General features: G+C 70.1%; 15 protein-coding genes. 6 read left to right on the top strand and 9 right to left on the bottom strand.

Annotated features, from left to right (window positions below; translation table 11 throughout):
* Window positions 1-64: 64 nt before the first annotated feature.
* The 4 genes from QFZ76_RS37875 to QFZ76_RS37860 all read left to right on the top strand — a co-directional run bounded on the left by QFZ76_RS37875 (window position 65) and on the right by QFZ76_RS37860 (window position 6,942).
* Window positions 65-2,437, top strand: coding sequence for a glycoside hydrolase family 2 protein (locus QFZ76_RS37875; RefSeq protein ID WP_307677893.1), 2,373 nt, complete (start codon window positions 65-67; stop codon window positions 2,435-2,437).
* Window positions 2,434-3,471, top strand: a complete 1,038-nt coding sequence (locus QFZ76_RS37870) for a LacI family DNA-binding transcriptional regulator (protein WP_307677892.1) — start codon at window positions 2,434-2,436, stop codon at window positions 3,469-3,471. Before QFZ76_RS37875 ends, QFZ76_RS37870 begins: the two co-directional genes overlap by 4 nt.
* A gap of 121 nt (window positions 3,472-3,592) precedes the next feature.
* Window positions 3,593-4,819: an acetyl-CoA C-acyltransferase gene (locus tag QFZ76_RS37865; RefSeq protein WP_266432531.1), complete on the top strand. Its 1,227-nt coding sequence runs from the start codon at window positions 3,593-3,595 to the stop codon at window positions 4,817-4,819.
* Entirely contained in the window at window positions 4,816-6,942 is a 2,127-nt protein-coding gene (locus QFZ76_RS37860; protein ID WP_307677891.1) for a 3-hydroxyacyl-CoA dehydrogenase NAD-binding domain-containing protein, read from the top strand. Before QFZ76_RS37865 ends, QFZ76_RS37860 begins: the two co-directional genes overlap by 4 nt.
* 56 nt (window positions 6,943-6,998) lie before the next feature.
* On the opposite strand, the gene QFZ76_RS37855 is transcribed toward QFZ76_RS37860, so the two are convergent.
* The 3 genes from QFZ76_RS37855 to QFZ76_RS37845 form a co-directional block, all read right to left on the bottom strand.
* The gene (locus QFZ76_RS37855; RefSeq protein ID WP_307677890.1) at window positions 6,999-7,145 is read right to left on the bottom strand and encodes a hypothetical protein; all 147 of its coding nucleotides are present in this window, start codon (window positions 7,143-7,145) and stop codon (window positions 6,999-7,001) included.
* An 11-nt stretch (window positions 7,146-7,156) separates the two neighbouring features.
* On the bottom strand, window positions 7,157-7,876 hold the full coding sequence (locus QFZ76_RS37850; protein ID WP_307677889.1) for a hyaluronoglucosaminidase: 720 nt from the start codon (window positions 7,874-7,876) through the stop codon (window positions 7,157-7,159).
* Window positions 7,877-8,015: 139 nt separating this feature from the next.
* Window positions 8,016-9,032 carry a hypothetical protein gene (locus QFZ76_RS37845; RefSeq protein ID WP_307677888.1) on the bottom strand — a complete coding sequence of 339 codons (1,017 nt, stop codon included), beginning with the start codon at window positions 9,030-9,032 and terminating at the stop codon, window positions 8,016-8,018.
* Between the two features lie 136 nt (window positions 9,033-9,168).
* Between QFZ76_RS37845 and QFZ76_RS37840 the strand changes: the two genes are divergently transcribed.
* Window positions 9,169-10,059 carry an NAD(P)-dependent oxidoreductase gene (locus QFZ76_RS37840; protein ID WP_307677887.1) on the top strand — a complete coding sequence of 297 codons (891 nt, stop codon included), beginning with the start codon at window positions 9,169-9,171 and terminating at the stop codon, window positions 10,057-10,059.
* A gap of 62 nt (window positions 10,060-10,121) precedes the next feature.
* Window positions 10,122-10,496: an NTP pyrophosphohydrolase gene (locus QFZ76_RS37835; protein ID WP_307677886.1), complete on the top strand. Its 375-nt coding sequence runs from the start codon at window positions 10,122-10,124 to the stop codon at window positions 10,494-10,496.
* A gap of 232 nt (window positions 10,497-10,728) precedes the next feature.
* On the opposite strand, the gene QFZ76_RS37825 is transcribed toward QFZ76_RS37835, so the two are convergent.
* The 6 genes from QFZ76_RS37825 to QFZ76_RS37800 form a co-directional block, all read right to left on the bottom strand.
* Window positions 10,729-12,252, bottom strand: a complete 1,524-nt coding sequence (locus QFZ76_RS37825; RefSeq protein ID WP_307677885.1) for an amino acid permease — start codon at window positions 12,250-12,252, stop codon at window positions 10,729-10,731.
* Window positions 12,253-12,388: 136 nt separating this feature from the next.
* Window positions 12,389-14,317 (bottom strand): 1-deoxy-D-xylulose-5-phosphate synthase, encoded by a 1,929-nt coding sequence (gene dxs, locus QFZ76_RS37820; protein ID WP_307677884.1) that lies wholly within the window; start codon window positions 14,315-14,317, stop codon window positions 12,389-12,391.
* Between the two features lie 282 nt (window positions 14,318-14,599).
* Entirely contained in the window at window positions 14,600-15,919 is a 1,320-nt protein-coding gene (locus QFZ76_RS37815) for a sugar ABC transporter permease (protein ID WP_307677883.1), read from the bottom strand.
* Complete coding sequence (locus tag QFZ76_RS37810; protein ID WP_266432564.1) at window positions 15,916-16,707, bottom strand: ATP-binding cassette domain-containing protein; 792 nt, start codon at window positions 16,705-16,707, stop codon at window positions 15,916-15,918. The genes QFZ76_RS37815 and QFZ76_RS37810 overlap by 4 nt, the downstream gene beginning before the upstream one ends.
* Window positions 16,708-16,964: 257 nt before the next feature.
* Window positions 16,965-18,047: a sugar ABC transporter substrate-binding protein gene (locus QFZ76_RS37805; protein WP_307680242.1), complete on the bottom strand. Its 1,083-nt coding sequence runs from the start codon at window positions 18,045-18,047 to the stop codon at window positions 16,965-16,967.
* 133 nt (window positions 18,048-18,180) lie between these two features.
* Window positions 18,181-19,380 carry an ROK family transcriptional regulator gene (locus QFZ76_RS37800; RefSeq protein ID WP_307677882.1) on the bottom strand — a complete coding sequence of 400 codons (1,200 nt, stop codon included), beginning with the start codon at window positions 19,378-19,380 and terminating at the stop codon, window positions 18,181-18,183.
* Window positions 19,381-19,387 lie beyond the last annotated feature (7 nt).

The raw sequence follows: 19,387 nt of genomic DNA, 5'->3' as shown, positions 1-19,387 counted from the left end.
CCCTATTTCGCCAAGGCTGCAAACATGGGACCGCGTACACGGCTGAAACGGTTTAGGAGCGCGCATGCTGGAGGCCACACCGCTCACCGAGGGCTGGATCCTGCACCACGAGGGGGAGGCGCTGCCGGCCTCGGTGCCGGGCTGTGTGCACACCGAACTGCTGGCGGCGGGGGTGATCCCGGATCCCTTTCTCGGGCGCAACGAGGCCGAGGTGGCGTGGGTGGGGCGGCGGGAGTGGACGTACGAGACGCAGCTCGCGGCGACGAACGGGCACGAGCAGACCGACCTCGTCTTCGACGGTCTCGACACCGCGGCCGAGATCCGCCTCGACGGTCGGCTCCTGGGCCGCACGAGGAACATGCACCGCTCGTACCGCTTCGACGTGACCGGGCTCGGCGGACGTCTTTCGGTGCGGTTCGGCTCCGCGTACGCCGAGGCGGAGGCGGTGCGCGGGACGCTGGGCGAGCGGCCCGCCGCGTACGCCGAGCCCTATCAGTACATCCGCAAGATGGCCTGCTCCTTCGGCTGGGACTGGGGGCCGACCCTGGTCACGGCCGGGCTCTGGCGGCCGGTCCGGCTGGAGCGGTGGTCGACGGCCAGGGTGGCGCGGGTGCGGCCGCTGGTGACCGTCGAGGACGGCGTGGGGCGGGTCGAGTTGCACGTGGACGTCGAGCGCTCCCGGGTCGAGGCCGAGCTGTCCGTGGAGGTGACGGTCGGCGGAGTGCGGACGCGTGCCCGGATCGACGGGACGCGGGGGGTCGTACGGCTGGACGTGCCGGACGTGCGGTTGTGGTGGCCGCGGGGGTATGGCGAACAGCCTTTGTACGACGTCGAGTTGACGCTTCTGCACGAGGACCGCGCGCTGGACGGGTGGCGGCGCCGGATCGGCTTCCGGACCGTCGAGCTGGACCGGCGGCCCGACGCGCACGGCTCCGGGTTCACCTTCGTCGTCAACGGCGAGCGGCTCTTCGCGCGCGGCGTGAACTGGATTCCGGACGACGTGTTCCCGTCCCGGATCGGCCGGGACCGGTACCGGGAGCGGCTGCGGCAGGCGGCCGACGCCGGTGTGGACCTCGTGCGGGTGTGGGGCGGGGGGATCTACGAGAGCGAGGACTTCTACGACGCCTGCGACGAGTTCGGGCTGCTGGTCTGGCAGGACTTCCCTTTCGCGTGCGCGGCCTACCCGGAGGAGCAGCCGCTGCGGGGCGAGGTCGAGGCGGAGGCGCGCGAGAACGTCGTACGGCTGATGCCGCATCCCTCGCTGGTGCTGTGGAACGGCAACAACGAGAACCTGTGGGGGTTCCGGGACTGGGGCTGGGAGGAGCGGCTGGCCGGGGACTCCTGGGGCGAGGGGTACTACCTGGGCGTACTGCCGCGTGTGGTGGCCGAGTTGGATCCGACCCGGCCGTATGCGGCGGGCAGTCCGTGGTCGGGGTCGTGGGACCGGCATCCGAACGATCCGGCGCACGGTACGCATCACTCGTGGGAGGTGTGGAACCGGGAGGACTACGCGGAGTACCGCGCGAACGTGCCCCGGTTCGTCGCCGAGTTCGGCTGGCAGGGGCCGCCCGCGTACGCCACGTTGCGGCGGGCGCTGCCGGGCGAGGAGCTCGCGTCCGACTCCCCCGGCATGCTGCACCACCAGAAGGCGGACGACGGCAACGGCAAGCTGGAGCGGGGCCTGGCCCGCCATTTCGCCGTGCCCGAGGGCGACTTCGACCGCTGGCACTACCTGACGCAGGTCAACCAGGCGCGGGCGGTCGCCGCCGGGATCGAGCACTGGCGCTCGCACTGGCCGGTGTGCGCGGGGACGGTCGTGTGGCAGCTCAACGACTGCTGGCCGGTGACCTCCTGGGCGGCGATCGACGGGGACGGGCGGGAGAAGCCGCTGTACCACGAGCTGCGGCGGGTGTACGCGGACCGGTTGCTCACGTTTCAAGTGCGCGGCATTTCCATGGCGTTGGCCGTCGTGAACCAGTCGGCGGAGGAATGGTCCGGTGCGCTGACCCTGCGGCGGATGTCCGTCGAGGGTGGCGTGATCGGGTCGTCCCGCGTTCCCTTCACCGCCGGGAGGCGGTCCGTCGCCGACGTCGGCGTCCCGCGCGAGCTGGAGCCCGTCGGGCCCAAGGAGTTCCTCGTCGCGGACGCGGACGACGGGCTGCGTGCCCTGTACTTCCCGGTGCCGGACCTCGAAGTGCCGTATCCGCGCCCCGAGTTCGAGGTGGCAATCGTGCCGGGCGGGATCGAGGTGCGGGCCCACACCCTCGTACGGGATCTGCTACTGCAGGCCGACCGGCTGGAGCCGGCGGCGCGGGCCGAGCGGGGACTGATCACGCTGCTGCCCGGCGAACGGGTCACCATCGGGGTGCGCGGCTGGCAGACTCCGGATGCCGAGAAGGCACGTTCAGCCCTGTACTGCATGGAGACCGGCCGATGACGGCAACGCCGACCCCCCGCGTCACCATCAAGGAGGTCGCCGCGCGTGCCGGCGTGTCCAAGGGTGCCGTGTCGCTCGCCTTCAACCAGAAGCCGGGGCTGTCGGAGGCGACCCGGGACCGGATCTTCCGGGCCGCGCGGGAGCTGGGGTGGGCGCCGAGCCCGACCGCGCGGACGCTGGCCGGATCGCGGGTGGACGTGGTGGGGCTGGCGATCTGCCGGCCGGCCCGGCTGCTCGGGCTCGAACCCTTCTACATGGAGTTCGTCTCGGGCGTGGAGAGTGTCCTGACCGAGCACTCCTGCTCGCTGCTGCTGAGGCTCGTACGCAGCCTGGAGGAGGAGGTCGGGCTGCAGGAGTCCTGGTGGCGGGGGCGGCAGATCGGCGGGTCGATCCTCGTGGACTTCCGCGCGGACGATCCCCGGGTGGCGACGGTCGAGCGGCTCGGGATGCCGGTGGTCGCGGTCGGGCATCCGTCGCTGACGGGCAGCCTCACCTCCGTGTGGACCGAGGACGCCACCGCGGTGACGGAGGCGGTGCGCTATCTCGCCGCGCTCGGGCACCGGCGGATCGCCCGGGTGGGGGGTGCGGCGACCCTCGGGCACACCTCCATGCGGACCGCCGCCTTCGACGAGGCGGCCCGCGCCCTGGAGCTGGCCGGGGCCTGGCAGGTGGCCACCGACTACTCCGGGGAGGCGGGGGCGCGGGCGACCCGGTCGCTGCTGACGGCGGCGGCCCCCGACCGGCCGACGGCCATCGTGTACGACAACGACATCATGGCGGTGGCCGGGCTGGCGGTGGCGGCGGAGATGGGGCTGAGCGTGCCGGACGACGTGTCCCTGCTCGCCTGGGACGACTCCCAGCTGTGCCGGATCACGCATCCGCCCCTCTCCGCTATGAGCCACGACGTGCACGGATTCGGCGCGGAGGCGGCGCGGACGCTGTTCGGGGTGATCACGGGAGAGGGGCCGGGGTCGCATCCGGTGCCCACTCCGGTGCTGACTCCGCGGGGATCCACGGCTCCCCCGAAGGTGTGACCTTCACCGCTTGGGGCGGGGGGACTGGGCAGCCTGGTTACCCACAAGTAGCATGGGTTCTGAGCGCGCGCTCAGCGCATCGCAGCAGTAGAGCCGTCCCGCATTCTGGAGGAGAGCCATCGTGCCTCGTACCGTCAGGGACGTCGTCTTCGTAGACGGCGTCCGTACCCCGTTCGGCAAGGCGGGCCCGAAGGGCATCTACCACGAGACCCGTGCCGACGACCTCGTCGTGAAGGCGATCCGGGAGCTGCTGCGGCGCAACCCCGGTCTCGACCCGAAGAAGATCGACGAGGTCGCCATCGCCGCGACCACGCAGATCGGCGACCAGGGCCTGACCCTCGGCCGCACCGCGGGCATCCTCGCCGGTCTCCCCCAGTCGGTCCCCGGCTACTCCATCGACCGCATGTGCGCCGGTGCGCTGACCGCCGTGACCTCGGTCGCGGGCAGTGTCGCCTTCGGCGCGTACGACGTCGCCGTCGCCGGTGGTGTCGAGCACATGGGCCGCCACCCCATGGGCGAGGGCGTGGACCCGAACCCGCGGTTCGTCAGCGAGAAGCTGGTCGACGAGTCCGCCCTGTTCATGGGCATGACCGCCGAGAACCTGCACGACCGCTACCCCCAGATCACCAAGCTGCGCGCCGACGAGTACGCGGTGCGCTCGCAGGAGAAGGCCGCCAAGGCGTACGCCAACGGCAAGATCCAGGCCGACCTGGTCCCGATCTCCGTACGCCGGACGAACCCGGAGGCCGGTGAGACGGGCTGGGGCCTGGTCACCGCCGACGAGCCGATGCGCCCGGGGACCACCCTGGAGAACCTGGCCGGTCTCAAGACGCCGTTCCGTGTGCACGGGCGGGTCACCGCCGGCAACGCGGCCGGTCTGAACGACGGTGCGACCGCCTCCCTCATCGCGAGCGAGGACTTCGCCCGCGAGAACAACCTGCCGGTCAAGATGCGCCTGGTCTCGTACGCCTTCGCGGGCGTCGAGCCGGAGGTCATGGGCTACGGCCCGATCCCGGCCACCGAGAAGGCCCTCGCCAAGGCGGGCCTCGCCATCGAGGACATCAACCTCTTCGAGATCAACGAGGCCTTCGCCGTCCAGGTCCTGGCCTTCCTCGACCACTACGGCATCGCGGACGACGACGCGCGCGTCAACCAGTACGGCGGTGCGATCGCCTACGGTCACCCGCTGGCCTCCTCCGGCGTCCGGCTGATGACGCAGCTGGCCCGCCAGTTCGAGGAGCAGCCGGAGGTCCGTTACGGCCTCACCACCATGTGCGTCGGCTTCGGCATGGGCGCCACGGTCATCTGGGAGAACCCGCACCACAAGGACGCCGGAGGCGACAAGTGAGCACCGCTGAACTCCTGAAGGGCGCGGCCGAGCTGTTCCCCGACGAGGTCGTGACGTCCGCGCACGTACGCCACCTCGACCTGCCGTTCGGTGCGGGCCGTTTCGCGCTCATCACCCTTGACAACGGCCTGGACCACACCAAGCCGACCACCTTCGGCCCGGCCTCGCTGGCGAACCTCAACACCGCCGTCGACCAGGTCGAGAAGGAGGCCGCGGCCGGCGAGATCGTCGGTGTCGGCATCACCGGCAAGCCGTTCATCTTCGCGGTCGGCGCGGACCTCAAGGGCGTCGAGCTCCTGAAGAACCACGACGACGCGCTCGCCATCGGCAAGGGCGGTCACGAGGTCTTCAAGCGGCTCTCTGCCCTGGCTGTGCCGACCTTCGCGTACTACAACGGCGCGGCCATGGGCGGTGGCGTCGAGGTCGGCCTGCACTGCAAGTACCGCACGGTGTCGAAGGCGATCGCCGCCTTCTCGCTCCCCGAGGTCTTCCTCGGTCTGGTACCGGGCTGGGGCGGCTGCACCCTGCTGCCGAACCTGATCGGTGCCGACAAGGCCGTCTCGGTGATCATCGAGAACTCGCTCAACCAGAACAAGCAGCTCAAGGGTCAGCAGGTCCTCGACCTCGGTATCGCCGACGCGATCTTCGAGGGCGCCGACTTCCTGGAGCAGTCGCTGCTCTGGACGGCCAACGTCCTCAAGGGCGACGTCGAGGTCGAGCGTCCGGTGATCGACCGCGGCGAGGCCTGGGACCAGGCCGTCGCCAAGGGCCGGTTCATCGCGGACAGCAAGGTGCACGGGGCGGCTCCGGCCGCCTACCGCGCCCTCGACATCATCGCCGCCGCCAAGAACGGCGACCTCCAGCAGGGCTACGACGCCGAGGACAAGGCGCTCGCCGACCTGATCATGGGCGGCGAACTGCGCGCCGGGATCTACGCGTTCAACCTCGTCCAGAAGCGCGCCAAGCGTCCGGCGGGTGCGCCGGACAAGAACCTGGCGCGTCCGGTGACGAAGGTGGGCGTCGTGGGCGCGGGCCTCATGGCCTCGCAGCTCGCGCTGCTGTTCCTGCGCCGCCTGGAGGTGCCGGTCGTGCTGACCGACATCGACCAGGAGCGCGTCGACAAGGGTGTCGGCTACGTCCACGCCGAGATCGACAAGCTGCTCGGCAAGGGCCGTATCAACCAGGACAAGGCCAACCGCCTCAAGGCGCTGGTGACCGGTGTGCTGGACAAGGCCGAGGGCTTCTCCGACGCGGACTTCATCATCGAGGCCGTGTTCGAGGAGATCGGCGTCAAGCAGCAGGTGTTCGCGGAGGTCGAGGCGGTCGCCCCGGCGCACGCGATCCTCGCCACCAACACCTCCTCGCTGTCGGTCACCGAGATGGCGTCGAAGCTGAAGAACCCCGAGCGGGTCGTGGGCTTCCACTTCTTCAACCCGGTCGCGATCCTGCCGCTGCTCGAGATCGTCCGCGGCGAGCAGACCGACGACGCCTCCCTCGCCACCGCGTTCGGTGTCGCCAAGAAGCTGAAGAAGACCGCGGTACTGGTGAAGGACGCCCCGGCGTTCGTCGTGAACCGCATCCTCACCCGCTTCATGGGCGAGATCCAGAACGTCATCGACGAGGGCACGTCGGTCGAGGTCGCCGAGAAGGCCGTCGAGCCGCTCGGTCTGCCGATGTCCCCGCTGGTGCTCCTGGAGCTGGTCGGTCCCGCGATCGGTCTGCACGTGTCCGAGACCCTCAACCGGGCCTTCCCGGACCGCTTCACGGTCTCCCCGAACCTCGCGGCCGTCGTCAAGGCGGGCAAGCGCGGCTTCTACGTGTACGACTCCGGGAAGCCGGAGCTCGACCCCGAGGTCGCCGCGCTGCTCAAGCAGGGCGATGTGGTCCTGACGGAGGAGCAGGTCCGTGACCGCGTCCTGGGCGCGGTGGCGCAGGAGATCGGGCTCATGCTCGACGAGGGCGTCGTCGCCGAGGCCCAGGACATCGACCTCTGCCTGATCACGGGCGCCGGCTGGCCCTTCCACCTGGGCGGCATCACGCCGTACCTGGACCGCGAGGGTGTCTCCGAGCGCGTGACCGGGAAGCGGTTCCTGGCTCCGGGCGTGGCGTCGGTTCCGGCGTAACCGTAACCGCCGTAAGGACGTGAAGAGGGCCTGCGCCGATCGCGCAGGCCCTCTTCTCATGCGTCGCTCTTCTCCACGGCTTCGAGCCTGGCCCTCAGCTCGTCGTTCTCGGCCTCCAGAACGGCTATGCGCTTTCGGGCGAAGTACAGCTCCATGACGGCGTCGTGGAACTCCGAGATGAGTTCCTCGGGGGTCAGTTGCATCTTCGCTTCCCTTACGCCTCGGCCAGCGTGGTGACTCTGCCGCTGGAGCTGCGCCACTTCAGCGCACCGGCCTCCGCGTACAGCTGGCCCCCGCCGACCGTGTAGTCGGGCGCGGCCGGAGGCGTGGCGACATCGGTGATCTGGGTCACGCCCTGGACGACGAGCGCGGGTGCCTTGGTGCGCTGGACCACGTGCACCTGGCCGCGCACGGTGCCGCCGCGGTCGATGCCGACGCCGATCAGGCCGGTGCCTTTGACGACGAAGTCGTCCAGCCCCGTGTTGTTCCGCAGCGTGAGCAGAGCGCCCTTGGTCGGCGCGGACGCGAACACGTAGATGCCCTGGGCCGCGGTCCCCGCCGTCTTCAGGTCGATCGACAGGGCGGAGCCCCAGGAGTCGGAGCCGTCGGCGTGTCCCACGTGAGTGATCTTGAGGGTGCCGTTCGCAGTCTCCTTGCCCTTCAGGTACATCGCCGAGGTGTCCGGATTCTCGGAGGACACGTTCAGGGCCGCGCCGCTGCCCGACGTGGCCGCCTGATAGACGGTCGTCGCGTGGTCCGTCGACGTCGTCTTGAAGTACGCGGACTCCGCGGTGGCGTCGGTGTAGAACTTCTGAGCGGTCACCGGGCCGGCGAACGTCGTGGTCGGCTCGGCGGCGGCTGCGGTGTCCGCACTGCCTAGGGCGACGGTCACCGCGCCCGCGGTGAACCCGCCCAGGAACACTCTTCGCCCCATTGCCATGGGCCAACTCGCTTTCCGCGTAAGTGCGTTGGAGATGTGATTGCTGACGTGTCCGGCATCTCGAACCTTTGTACGAGTGGCCGGGCGGGCCCATCATAGGATGTGCGCACCCGCGTCCTGCTCCCTTTGCCGCTCAGACCTCCCGCCAAGCCGTGAGCGCCAGCCCCGGCTCGTCCTTGCGGCGGGTCAGGAGCAGTTGACCGGACGAGGGTGACAGCGTCGCCGCGACGACCCGGTCGTCCTCGTCGACGGCCAGGCACACCTCGGCGTCCGCGGGGAGCTGGGGCCCCGACTCGGTCCACCAGGCGCCCGCCGACTCATGCTCGGTGGGGTACGCGGCGAACGCCACCCGGCCGCTCGCGGAGCGTTGGGCGATCAACGTGCAGTCGTGGCCGTCGAGTTCGCAGCGGACGGCGGAGACCGGGCCGGGTCCGGCGGAGGCGAGGAGCGTGACCGGTTTGGCGCCGGGCCGCCAGGCGCACAGGTCGCCGGAGGTGTCGGCGAAGAAGAGAGTCGTGCTTTCCGGAGAGGTGGCGAGGGCGCGCAGTGTGCCGGGGCGCACCGGGGCCTCGATCGTCTCCTCCAGGACCGGCTGGGCGCCCGGCTTCTCCTGCCGCCAGTGCAGGAGGCCGCCGGGTACGGCCGCGTACAGCTCGACGCGTCCGGACTCCCCCGTCACGGCCGCCAAGTCCTCCTGTACGTCGCTCCCCTTGAGGTCGCGCCAGGGGTCCCAGCCGCCCTTCTCCTTCTGGGCGACCATGCTCACGCCGCCGCCCTTGTTCCGCACGAAGACATGGGCGCGGCCCTGCGCGTCGACCGCGACGGCGGGCGTACCGGTGCGGGCGCCCTTCTTGTCGGGCTGCCCGATCGACAGCCAGTCGAGGGCGGCGAGCCGGGGCCGGAAGTGCGTGGAGTGCACCAGGGCACACTCGCCGGAGGCGGTGGGCCGCCAGGAGACCAGATGGGCGTAGCCGTCGGCGCCCTGGCCGACCGCGAGCACGGGCTGCAGCTTCTGGCCGCCGCCCACCCGGCGGGCGGGTTCCCACGACCCGCCGGGCCCGCGCTCCGCGCGGCACAGGACGGCGTCGCCCGCGGGCAGATACACACTGAGGCGGCCGTCTCGGCCGCGTAGGAGCCAGTCGCCGTTCACCGGTTCACTCTAAGCGGAGGGGGTTTCCCGACACCGCCTGGCCCCGGGTGCGGGGAGGCGCCCCGCCGGCTTCCGCTTCGATCGGGCAGGCTGGTCGGCAGCAGTCGGCACCGTACGAGGACAGGAAGTTGACGTCATGACCGACACCCGCACCGTGAGCGTTCTCGGCACCGGGATCATGGGGGCCGCGATGGCCCGCAACCTCGTCCGCGCCGGACACACCGTCCGGGCCTGGAACCGCACCCGTGACAAGGCCGAACCCCTCGCCGCCGACGGCGCGTACGTCGCCGGCACCCCCGCCGAGGCGGTGCGGGGCGCCGACGTCGTCCTAACGATGCTGTACGACGGCCCCGCCGCCCTGGATGTGATGCGCGCGGCGGTGCCCGGCCTGCGTCCCGGCGTCGCGTGGGCGCAGTCGACGACCGCGGGCATCGAGGCGATCGGCGAACTGGCCGACTTCGCCCGCGAGCAGCACCTGGTCTTCTTCGACGCGCCGGTGCTGGGCACCCGGCAGCCCGCGGAGGCGGGCCAACTGACCGTGCTGGCCGCCGGACCCGACGAGGGTCGGGCCGCGGTGACGCCGGTCTTCGACGCGGTCGGCGCCCGGACGGTGTGGACCGGCGAGGACGGCGCGGCCGGTTCCGCCACGCGGCTGAAGCTGGTGGCCAACAGCTGGGTCATCGCCGCCACCGCGGCGACCGGCGAGGTGCTGGCCCTCTCCCAGGCCCTCGACGTCGACCCGCAGAACTTCTTCGACCTCATCGCGGGTGGCCCGCTCGACATGGGCTATCTGCACGCCAAGGCCGCGCTCGTCCTCGAGGACCGGCTCTCCCCCGCCCAGTTCGGGGTGGCCACCGCCGCCAAGGACGCCCGTCTCATCGTCCAGGCGGGCGAGCGGAACGGCGTACGGCTGGACGTGGCCGTCGCGAGCGCCGAGCGGCTGGAGCGGGCGGCCGCGCAGGGGCACGCCGACGAGGACATGGTGGCGGCGTACTTCGCGAGCTTCGACGAGAAGCGGGAGGACTGAACAGAGGCGGGAGGACTGAACAGGCGCCCGGCTCCCCCATCGGCCGTGGGACCCTGGCCGGTATGGACGACAACGCCCCCCTGCTCGTGATCGTGGACGCCGCGAACGTCGTCGGGTCGGTGCCCGACGGGTGGTGGCGCGACCGGCGGGGGGCCGCGGAGCGGCTGCGGGACCGGCTGGCGGCGGACGGGGTGCCGGGGCGTTCCGGGGCGGTGGAGATCGTCCTCGTTGTCGAGGGCGCGGCCCGTGGCGTGGAGCCGGTACCGGGCGTGCGGGTGGAAGCCGCGCCGGGGAGCGGGGACGACCACATCGTGGCCCTGACGGGCCAGGCGGGTGACCGCGCGGTCCTGGTCGTGACGGCGGACCGCGAACTGCGACGCCGGGTCGGCGAGTTGGGCGCCGAGGTAGCAGGTCCACGGACCGTCAGGCCGACCTGACGAACGACCCGCCCGGACCTCCGTTTCGGGGGCCCGGGCGTTCGCGGGCCCGCAGCACCGACGAGCGACCGCCCGGTGCCGGACGGAACAACAGACCACGAACTACGGCATCAGGTCGGCGAGTTGGGGGCCGAGGTAGCAGGCCCACGGTCCGTCAGACCGACCTGACGAACGACGCGCCCGGACCTCCGTTGCCGGAGCCCGGGCGCTCGCGGGCCGCAGCACCGGTGGCTTAGCCCTCGCTGCCGTTCGGCGGCTTCACGACCTGGCCGACCTCGGTCTCCTGCTGCCGGCCCAGACGGCTGTGGGAGCGGCCGTAGAGGAAGTACACGACGAAACCGACCGCCATCCAGATGGCGAACCGCAGCCAGGTCTCGGCGGGCAGGTTGAGCATCAGCCAGAGCGAGGCGCACACCGACAGGATCGGGATGAACGGCACCCACGGGGTGCGGAAGGCCCGGTGCAGGTCGGGGCGGGACCTGCGAAGGATGATCACGCCGATCGCGACGACCACGAAGGCGAACAGCGTGCCGATGTTCACCAGCTCGGCGAGTTCGCTCAGCGGGGTGAAACCGGCGAGGATCGCGATGAGCACGCCCAGCAGGATGGTCGGGCGGTGCGGGGTCTTGAACCGTGGGTGGACCTGCGAGAAGAAGCGGGGCAGTAGTCCGTCGCGGCTCATCGCGAAGAAGACGCGGGTCTGGCCCAGCAGCAGGATCATGCAGACGGTCGTGAGGCCGACGGCGGCGCCGAAGCTGATGAAGCCCGCGTACCAGGGGTGTCCGGTGGCCTTGAAGGCGTCGGCGAGCGGGGCGGTGATGGACAGCTCGGTGTAGTGCTGCATGCCGGTCACGACGATCGACACCAGGACGTACAGCGTGGTGCAGATGACGAGGGAGCCGATGATGCCGCGGGGCATGTCCCGCTGCGGGTTCTTGGTCTCCTCGGCGGCCGTGGCGACGACGTCGAACCCGATGAAGGCGAAGAAGACGACCGAGGCGGCCGTGAAGATGCCCATCACGCCGAAGTTGGAGGGCGCCCAGCCGAACATCAGCTGGATGAGCGGGGACTGGAGACTGTCGCCCGCCGGCACCTCCTGCGCCTTCGGGATGAACGGGTCGTAGTTGTCGCCCTTGATGAAGAAGGCACCGGCGATGATCACCGTCAGGACGACCGTCACCTTGATGGCGACGACCAGCGAGGTGACACGCGCGGAGAGCTTGGTGCCGAGCACCAGGATGGCGGTGAGCACCAGGACGAGCGCGGCGGCGAGGATGTCGAAGCCGAAGCCGTCGGCCCCGTCTCTGCCGCTGAGCGCCTCCGGCAGCTGCCACCCGGCGTTGTCCATCAGCGAGGCGACGTAGCCGGACCAGCCGACGGCGACCACCGCCGTGCCGAGCGCGAACTCCAGGACCAGGTCCCAGCCGATGGTCCAGGCGGGCAGTTCACCGATTGAGGCGTACGAGAAGGTGTACGCCGAGCCGGCCACCGGGACGGTGGAGGCGAACTCGGCGTAGCAGAGCGCGGCGAGCGCGCAGACCACCCCGGCCACCACGAAGGCCAGGGCGACGGCGGGACCGGCATTGTTCCTGGCGACGGTGCCGGTCAGGACGAAGATGCCGGTGCCGATGATGACGCCGACGCCGAAGACGGTCAGATCCAGCGCGGACAAGGATTTCTTGAGCGCGTGCTCTGGCTCCTCGGTATCGAGGATGGACTGCTCGACCTTCTTCGTCCGGAAGAGGGTGCTGCTCACGGGTACCTCCCACGCTTTGTCGTCCTCGACATGATCGAGAGGGGGCGTAGTGCGTATGCCCCGACGCGGGCGGATTCACGCGAATGGGCCGCTCGTACCACTGTGAAGGGTGGTACGAACGGCCCATTCGGGGGTGTCAGTCGCGCGCGGGCTCCACCGAGTCGACCTCGGCCGCCGTGCTGCCGTACTTGCCGTCCAGCCTGGAGACCAGGCCGGTGACCTGGCGGGCGATGTCGGGGGCGGTGAGGCCGATCTCCGCCATCACCTCGGCGCGGGAGGCGTGGTCGAGGAAGCGCGGCGGGATGCCGAAGTCGCGCAGCGGGATGTCGACGCCGGCGTCGCGCAGGGCCTGCGCGATCGTCGAACCGACACCGCCGACGCGGGAGTTGTCCTCGACGGTGACGACCACGCGGTGGCGCTCGGCGAGCGGGGCCATGGCCTCGTCGACGGGCTTGACCCAGCGCGGGTCGACGACGGTGGTGGAGATGCCCTGCTTGTCGAGGAGGTTCGCGATCTCCAGGCACATGGGCGCCAGCGCGCCCACGGAGACGAGGAGCACGTCCGGGGTGTCGGTGCCGGGCTCGCGCAGCACGTCCATGCCGCCGACGCGGCCCACGGCGGGTACGGCGGGGCCGACGGCGCCCTTGGAGAAGCGGACCACGGTCGGCGCGTCGTCGACGGCGACGGCCTCGCGCAGCTGGGCGCGGACCTGGTCGGCGTCACGCGGCGCGGCCAGCCGCAGCCCCGGTACGACCTGGAGGATCGACATGTCCCACATGCCGTTGTGGGAGGCGCCGTCGGTGCCGGTGACGCCGGCCCGGTCCAGGACGAAGGTCACCCCGCACTTGTGCAGGGCGACATCCATGAGGACCTGGTCGAAGGCACGGTTGAGGAAGGTGGCGTACACCGCGAACACCGGATGCACACCGCCCGTGGCGAGGCCCGCCGCGGAGACGGCGGCGTGCTGCTCGGCGATGCCGACGTCGTAGACCCGCTCCGGGAAGGCCTTGGCGAACTTGTCGAGGCCGACCGGCTGCAGCATCGCGGCCGTGATGGCGACGATGTCCTCGCGCTCCTTGCCGAGCTCGACCATCTCCTCGCCGAACACGGAGGTCCAGTCGGCGCCGGAGCTGGAGATCGGCAGGCCGGTGTCGGGATGGATCTTGCCGACGGCGTGGAAGCGGTCCGCCTCGTCCTGGAGGGCGGGCTGGTAGCCGCGGCCCTTCTCGGTGAGGCAGTGCACGATGACCGGGCCGCCGAAGCGCTTGGCACGGGCGAGCGCGGACTCCAGGGCCTCGATGTCGTGGCCGTCGATCGGACCGACGTACTTCAGGCCGAGGTCCTCGAACATGCCCTGGGGCGCGATGAAGTCCTTGAGGCCCTTCTTGGCCCCGTGCAGGGTCTCGTACAGCGGCCTGCCGACGACGGGCGTCCGCTCCAGGACCTCCTTGGTGCGGGCGAGGAACCGCTCGTACCCGTCCGTCGTCCGCAGCGTGGCCAGGTGGTCGGCGAGGCCGCCGATGGTCGGCGCGTACGAGCGCTCGTTGTCGTTGACGACGATGACCAGCGGGCGGTCCTTGGCGGCCGCGATGTTGTTGAGCGCCTCCCAGGCCATGCCGCCGGTCAGCGCCCCGTCACCGATCACCGCGACCACGTGGTCGTCGCGTTTGAGGATCTGGTGGGACTTGGCGATGCCGTCGGCCCAGCCGAGGACCGTCGAGGCGTGGCTGTTCTCGATGACGTCGTGCTCGGACTCGGCCTGCGAGGGGTAGCCCGAGAGGCCGCCCTTCATCTTCAGCTTCGAGAAGTCCTGACGGCCGGTGAGCAGCTTGTGCACATAGGACTGGTGTCCGGTGTCCCAGAGCACCTTGTCCTTCGGCGAGTCGAACACCCGGTGCAGGGCGATGGTGAGCTCGACCACACCGAGGTTGGGGCCGAGGTGGCCGCCGGTCTTGGAGACGGCGTCGACGAGGAAGTTCCGGATCTCCTCGGCCAGCTGGTCCAGCTGCTCCAGGCTGAGCCGGTCCAGATCACGCGGTCCCCTGATGCGGGTCAGCAGCGGCACCCGTGCCTCCTTGCAGTAGAGCTGTTGCCGGGCTTGTCGAGTCTAATGTTCCGCCTTTGCGACCCGCGCCCGGGCGGTGCGTCGTACGTCACGCGATCGGCTGTACCCAAGTTGCGGCACCCCTACGACATGACTGTTGCCCGGCACTTTTCAGTGCCGGGCAACTGAGGCGCCCTGAAGGGGCGCGGGGCTGTGACATGTTGCGGCTCCGCCGCGTGGGCGCGACCAGCCACGACGGGCCGGCACCCGCAATCCGAGCCGCACCCCCGCGGCGCGACCGCGCTACGCGCGCCCCGCGGCCTTCTGACTCCTGCGCGAGACGGAGTCGATAACAACCGCACCCAGCAGAACCGCACCCGTGATCATGTACTGGATCGACGTGTTCATGTTCAGCAGGTCCAGACCGGTCTGGATCGACTGGATGACCAGCATGCCCAGCAGCGCGGACCACACGGTGCCCCGCCCGCCGAAGAGGCTGGTGCCACCGATGACCGCCGCGGCGATCGCCAGCATCAGCGTGTTGCCGCCACCGGCGTTCAGCGTGGCGCTCTGCGTCTGCCCGGCGAAGAACATGCCGCCGACCGCCGCGAAGCCACCGGCGATGGCGAACACGGTGATACGGATCATGGACACGTTGATACCGGCACGGCGGGCGGCCTCGATGCCACCGCCGACCGCGAAGACCTTGCGGCCGTACGGCGTACGCCGCAGCACGAAGTCCACGATCACCAGCGACGCGAGGAAGATCACCAGCGCGTTGGACACACCGGCCGACGAGTTCAGCACGTACGCGGCCACGAACGCGGCCACCGCGAGGGCCCCGACCCGCAGCGCGATCTCACTGGTGGGCCGGAAGGGCACTCCGGCGGCACGACGGCGGCGCTGGTCCATGAGCGAGCCGTAGAGCATGGAGGCGACACCGAGGCCGGCCAGCAGGTAGCCGCCGATGACGGCCTGGTCCATGAAGAACGAGCTCTGGCCGAACAGGTGCACCGGACCCTCGTCCGGGATGTTGATGGTGCCGCTCTCACCGAGCAGCCACAGCATCAGACCGTTCCAGCCCAGGAAGCCCGCCAGGGTCACCACGAAGGCCGGAACACCGATCCTTGCGAAGAACCAGCCGTGCAGGGCGCCGATCCCGACACCGGTGACCACGGTCAGCACCAGGGCCAGCCACGAGTTCACCCCGTGGTCGACCACGAAGACGGCGAACAGGGTGGACGCCAGGCCGCTGACGGAGCCGACGGACAGGTCGATCTCGCCCAGCAGCAGCACGAACACCAGGCCGATGGCGAGCATGCCGGTGGCCGAGAGGTAGTAGCTGATGTTGGACAGGTTGTCGGCGCTGAGGAACCGGTCGTTCTGCAGCTGGAAGATCGTCCAGATGACGATCAGGCCCACGACGACGGGCAGGGAGCCGAGCTCGCCGCCCTTCATCTTCCGCTTGAACTCGGTCAGGTAGCCCTTGAGACCCTCTTCGCGGATCAGCAGCCGCGGGTCGAGGACGGTGACCGGGGCGGCCGTGGGGTCGTCGGCCGGAGCGACGGTGGCCTGGGAGGCCGGCTCGGGATCCTGCTTCACGGTCTTGGACGTGTCGCTCACTTTGCCGCCTCCGTGGTGCGACGCCCGGCACGACGGGTCACGGCGTTCTCCGTGGCCCCGGTGATCGCGGCGATGATCTCTTCGTGGGTGGTGTCCTTCACCGGGAAGGACCCGTTGTTCTTGCCCAGGCGCAGGACGGCGACGGTGTCCGCGACCGCCTTCACGTCGGCCATGTTGTGGCTGATGAGGATGACGCCGAGGTCACGCTCGCGCAGCCGCTCGACCAGGTCGAGGACCTGCGCGGTCTGCTCGACGCCCAGGGCGGCGGTGGGCTCGTCGAGGATGACGATCTTCGGGTCGCCGATCAGCGCGCGGGCGATCGCGACGACTTGGCGCTGACCGCCGGAGAGGCTGGCGATCGGGATGCGCACGCTCGGGATGCGGATGGAGAGGGTGCTCAGCAGCTCGCGGGCGTTCTTCTCCATCGTGACCTCGTCGATGACACCGCGGTGCAGCAGCTCACGGCCGAGGTAGAGGTTGCCGACGACATCGAGGTTGTCGCACAGCGCGAGGTCCTGGTAGACGGTCGCGACGCCGAGTCCCTGGGCGTCGTGCGGCTTGTTGATGCTGACCGGCTTGCCGTCCCACTCGATGATGCCCTCATCGATGGGGTGCACGCCGGCGATCGTCTTGACCAGCGTGGACTTTCCTGCGCCGTTGTCGCCCACCAGGGCGACCACTTCTCCGGCGTGGACCTCCAGTTCGACGTCGGTGAGGGCCTGCACCGCACCGAATCGCTTGGAGACTCCGCGCAACGCCAACACGGGCGTAGCGGACACGTGAACCATCTCCTTCGCCGCCTGACCGGCGGGGATGCCGCGCTTGTCGAAAGGCGCGGAGGGTTGTGCTCGAGGCACTGGTCAACAAGATGAACATGCGCGCGGCCGGTGCCTCTTGGCAACGGCTGAGCGGCGCCGGGACGGCGCGGGGAGGTGCCCGACCGTCCCTGGCCGCTCGCGTCATGCTTCCGTCCGGCGCCCGCCCCGCAGCGGGGTGTGAAGGTGGGGCGGGCGCCGGACAGGCTCTGCATGCCGCTGCGCGGCTGCTACTGCAGACCGGCTGCCTTGCACTTGGCGGCGTAGGTCGCGGTGCAGATGTCGGCGACGGTGTACAGCTTGTCCTTGATCACCGTGTCCTGGATGTTGTCGACGGTGACCGAGACCGGGGTCAGCAGCTGCGAGGGCACCTTGTCGCCGGAGCCGCTGGTCAGCGTCTCGGTGGCCAGGTCGTCGATGCTCTTGCCGTCGAGCAGGTTGACCGCGAGCTGGGCGGCCGCCTCGGCCTCCGGCTTGAAGGCCTTGTAGACGGTGCTGGACTGGGTGCCGGCGACGATGCGCTGGATACCGGCGAGCTCCGCGTCCTGACCGGTCAGCGGGATGCCGCTGATGCCGGCGCCCTTGAGGACGGTCGCGATACCACCGGCCATGCCGTCATTGGCGGCGTAGACGCCCGCGATGTTCTTCGCGCCGAGCTGGGTGATCGCGGCCGACATCTTCTGCGCGGCGACCGTGTCCTTCCACAGACCGGACTGCTCGTAGGCGATGTCCACCTTGCCGTCGAGGGCCTTGTGGGCGCCTTCCTTGAACTGCGCGGCGTTCGGGTCGGCGTCGTCACCGTTGATCATGACGACCTTGGACTTCGGGGTCGCCTTGGAGCCGAGAGCGTCGATCAGGGCCTGGCCCTGGAGCTCGCCGACCTTGACGTTGTCGAAGGAGACGTACGCGGAGACCGGGCCCTGGGCCAGACGGTCGTACGCGATGACCTTGACGCCCTTGTCGACAGCCTTCTGGATCGAGGACTTGATCGCGGCGGAGTCCTGGGCGCTGACCACGATGACCTTGACGCCCTTGGTGATCATGCTGCTGACCTGCTGCGCCTGCTTGGCCGAGTCGGCGGCGGCGTTGGCGTACTCGACCGTACAGTCGGAGCAGAGCGCCTTGACCTTGTCCTCGAAGTACGGCTTGTCGAACTTCTCGTACCGAGCGGTGACGTTGTCGGGAAGAAGCAGGCCGATCGACTTGCTGTCCGAGCTGCTGCCGCCGTCCGAGTCGTCGTCCCCGGCCTTGCCACAAGCGGCGGCCGAGACGGCGAGGGCCGAGACCACAACAGCAACGGCGGCGCGACGCATACGCGTATTCACTTCAGAAACCTCCCTGACGAGGCCGCGACATTGCGACCGAGGTGGCTGGAAGTCAACTCGGCCACACGTGCGACGTCAAGAAGTAAATACTTAACGAGATGGCAACGGCGTCCTGCGTTCTCTAAGTGAAGGCAGGAGTGGCCGCGTGCAGTGTGCCATCCAAAAGGGTCGAATCACCCATCTCGCTCAGCGCGAGAGCGAGTGCTCCGAGCACCTCCGCACGACCTCCAAGAGCCCCTGGAAGCACCGACAGTTGGCGTGCCGCACTGGGGATCGCATAGCGGCCGACAGACTCCCTGATCGGACCGAGCACCAGCTCACCGGCCTCGGCGAGATCACCACCCAGGACCACCCGGCTCGGGTTCAACAGATTGCAGAGATTGGCGACTCCACTGCCGATGTGTCGGCCGACGTCGGCGATCACCCGACGACAGCCCGGATCTCCGTCCCGTGCCAGTCGTACGACACCTTCCATCGTCAGGTCGGTCCCGTGGCTGGACTGGAGCAGCGGCAGCACATAGCGCGCGGCCGCGAAGGTCTCCAGGCAGCCCCGGTTTCCGCAACGGCAGACGGGGCCGGACTCGTCAAGTGTAATATGCCCGATTTCTCCCGCAGTGCCACCGGGCCCGCGGTAGATCGTCCCGTTGATCACCAGGCCGGCACCGACACCGCTGGCGACCTTGATGTACGCCAGGTCGCGCACCCCCCGCCCGCTGCCCCACACCAGCTCGCCGAGAGCGCCGAGATTGGCGTCGTTGTCCACGTGCACGGGCACGCCCAACCGGCCTTTGAGCTCCTCGGCGGGCTTGGTGCCGATCCAGCCCGGCAGGATGGCGGAGGAGCCGAGGGTGCCGGACTCCAGGTCGATCGGGCCGGGTACGCCGAGGCCCACACCGGCGATCTTCGACCGGTCGACGCCCGTTACTGCGATCAGGCGACTGACCAGCTGTTCCGCCCGGTCGAAGCCCTGCGTCGAGGAGGCGTCCACATCGAGCGGCTCGGCCTCCTCGGCCAGCACCTGGTGGGCGAGGTTTCCGACCGCGACGCGCAAATGCGTGTGCCCGAAGTCGACGCCGATGACGATCCCGGCGTCCCCGCTCAGCGAGACGCTGCGGGCCCGGCGGCCGCCCGCCGAGGTGGGCGTGACCTCGACGGTTCCGCCCTCCTTGAGTTCGCGCACGATGTTGGAGACGGTCGCCGCGGACAGGCCCGTCGCCCGCGCGATCTCCGCCTGCGTGAGCGACCCGGCCAGCCGCACGGCCCGTACGACCCGCTCCAGGTTGGCTCGGTGCAGCGACGACTGCGACCCCGGAGTCTCCACGACGACC

The organism is Streptomyces sp. V4I2, assembly GCF_030817655.1.
GTDB classification, from domain to species: domain Bacteria; phylum Actinomycetota; class Actinomycetes; order Streptomycetales; family Streptomycetaceae; genus Streptomyces; species Streptomyces plumbiresistens.
The sequence above is the reverse complement of the archived record's forward strand: the minus strand, read 5'-3'. Positions and strand labels throughout refer to the sequence as shown.

Coding starts and splice junctions, on each gene's coding strand:
- QFZ76_RS37875 (WP_307677893.1), top strand. CDS start 65: ATGCTGGAGGCCACACCGCTCACCGAGGGCTGGATCCTGCACCACGAG.
- QFZ76_RS37870 (WP_307677892.1), top strand. CDS start 2,434: ATGACGGCAACGCCGACCCCCCGCGTCACCATCAAGGAGGTCGCCGCG.
- QFZ76_RS37855 (WP_307677890.1), bottom strand. CDS start 7,145: ATGCAACTGACCCCCGAGGAACTCATCTCGGAGTTCCACGACGCCGTC.
- QFZ76_RS37850 (WP_307677889.1), bottom strand. CDS start 7,876: ATGGGGCGAAGAGTGTTCCTGGGCGGGTTCACCGCGGGCGCGGTGACC.
- QFZ76_RS37840 (WP_307677887.1), top strand. CDS start 9,169: ATGACCGACACCCGCACCGTGAGCGTTCTCGGCACCGGGATCATGGGG.
- QFZ76_RS37835 (WP_307677886.1), top strand. CDS start 10,122: ATGGACGACAACGCCCCCCTGCTCGTGATCGTGGACGCCGCGAACGTC.
- QFZ76_RS37810 (WP_266432564.1), bottom strand. CDS start 16,707: ATGGTTCACGTGTCCGCTACGCCCGTGTTGGCGTTGCGCGGAGTCTCC.
- QFZ76_RS37805 (WP_307680242.1), bottom strand. CDS start 18,047: ATGCGTCGCGCCGCCGTTGCTGTTGTGGTCTCGGCCCTCGCCGTCTCG.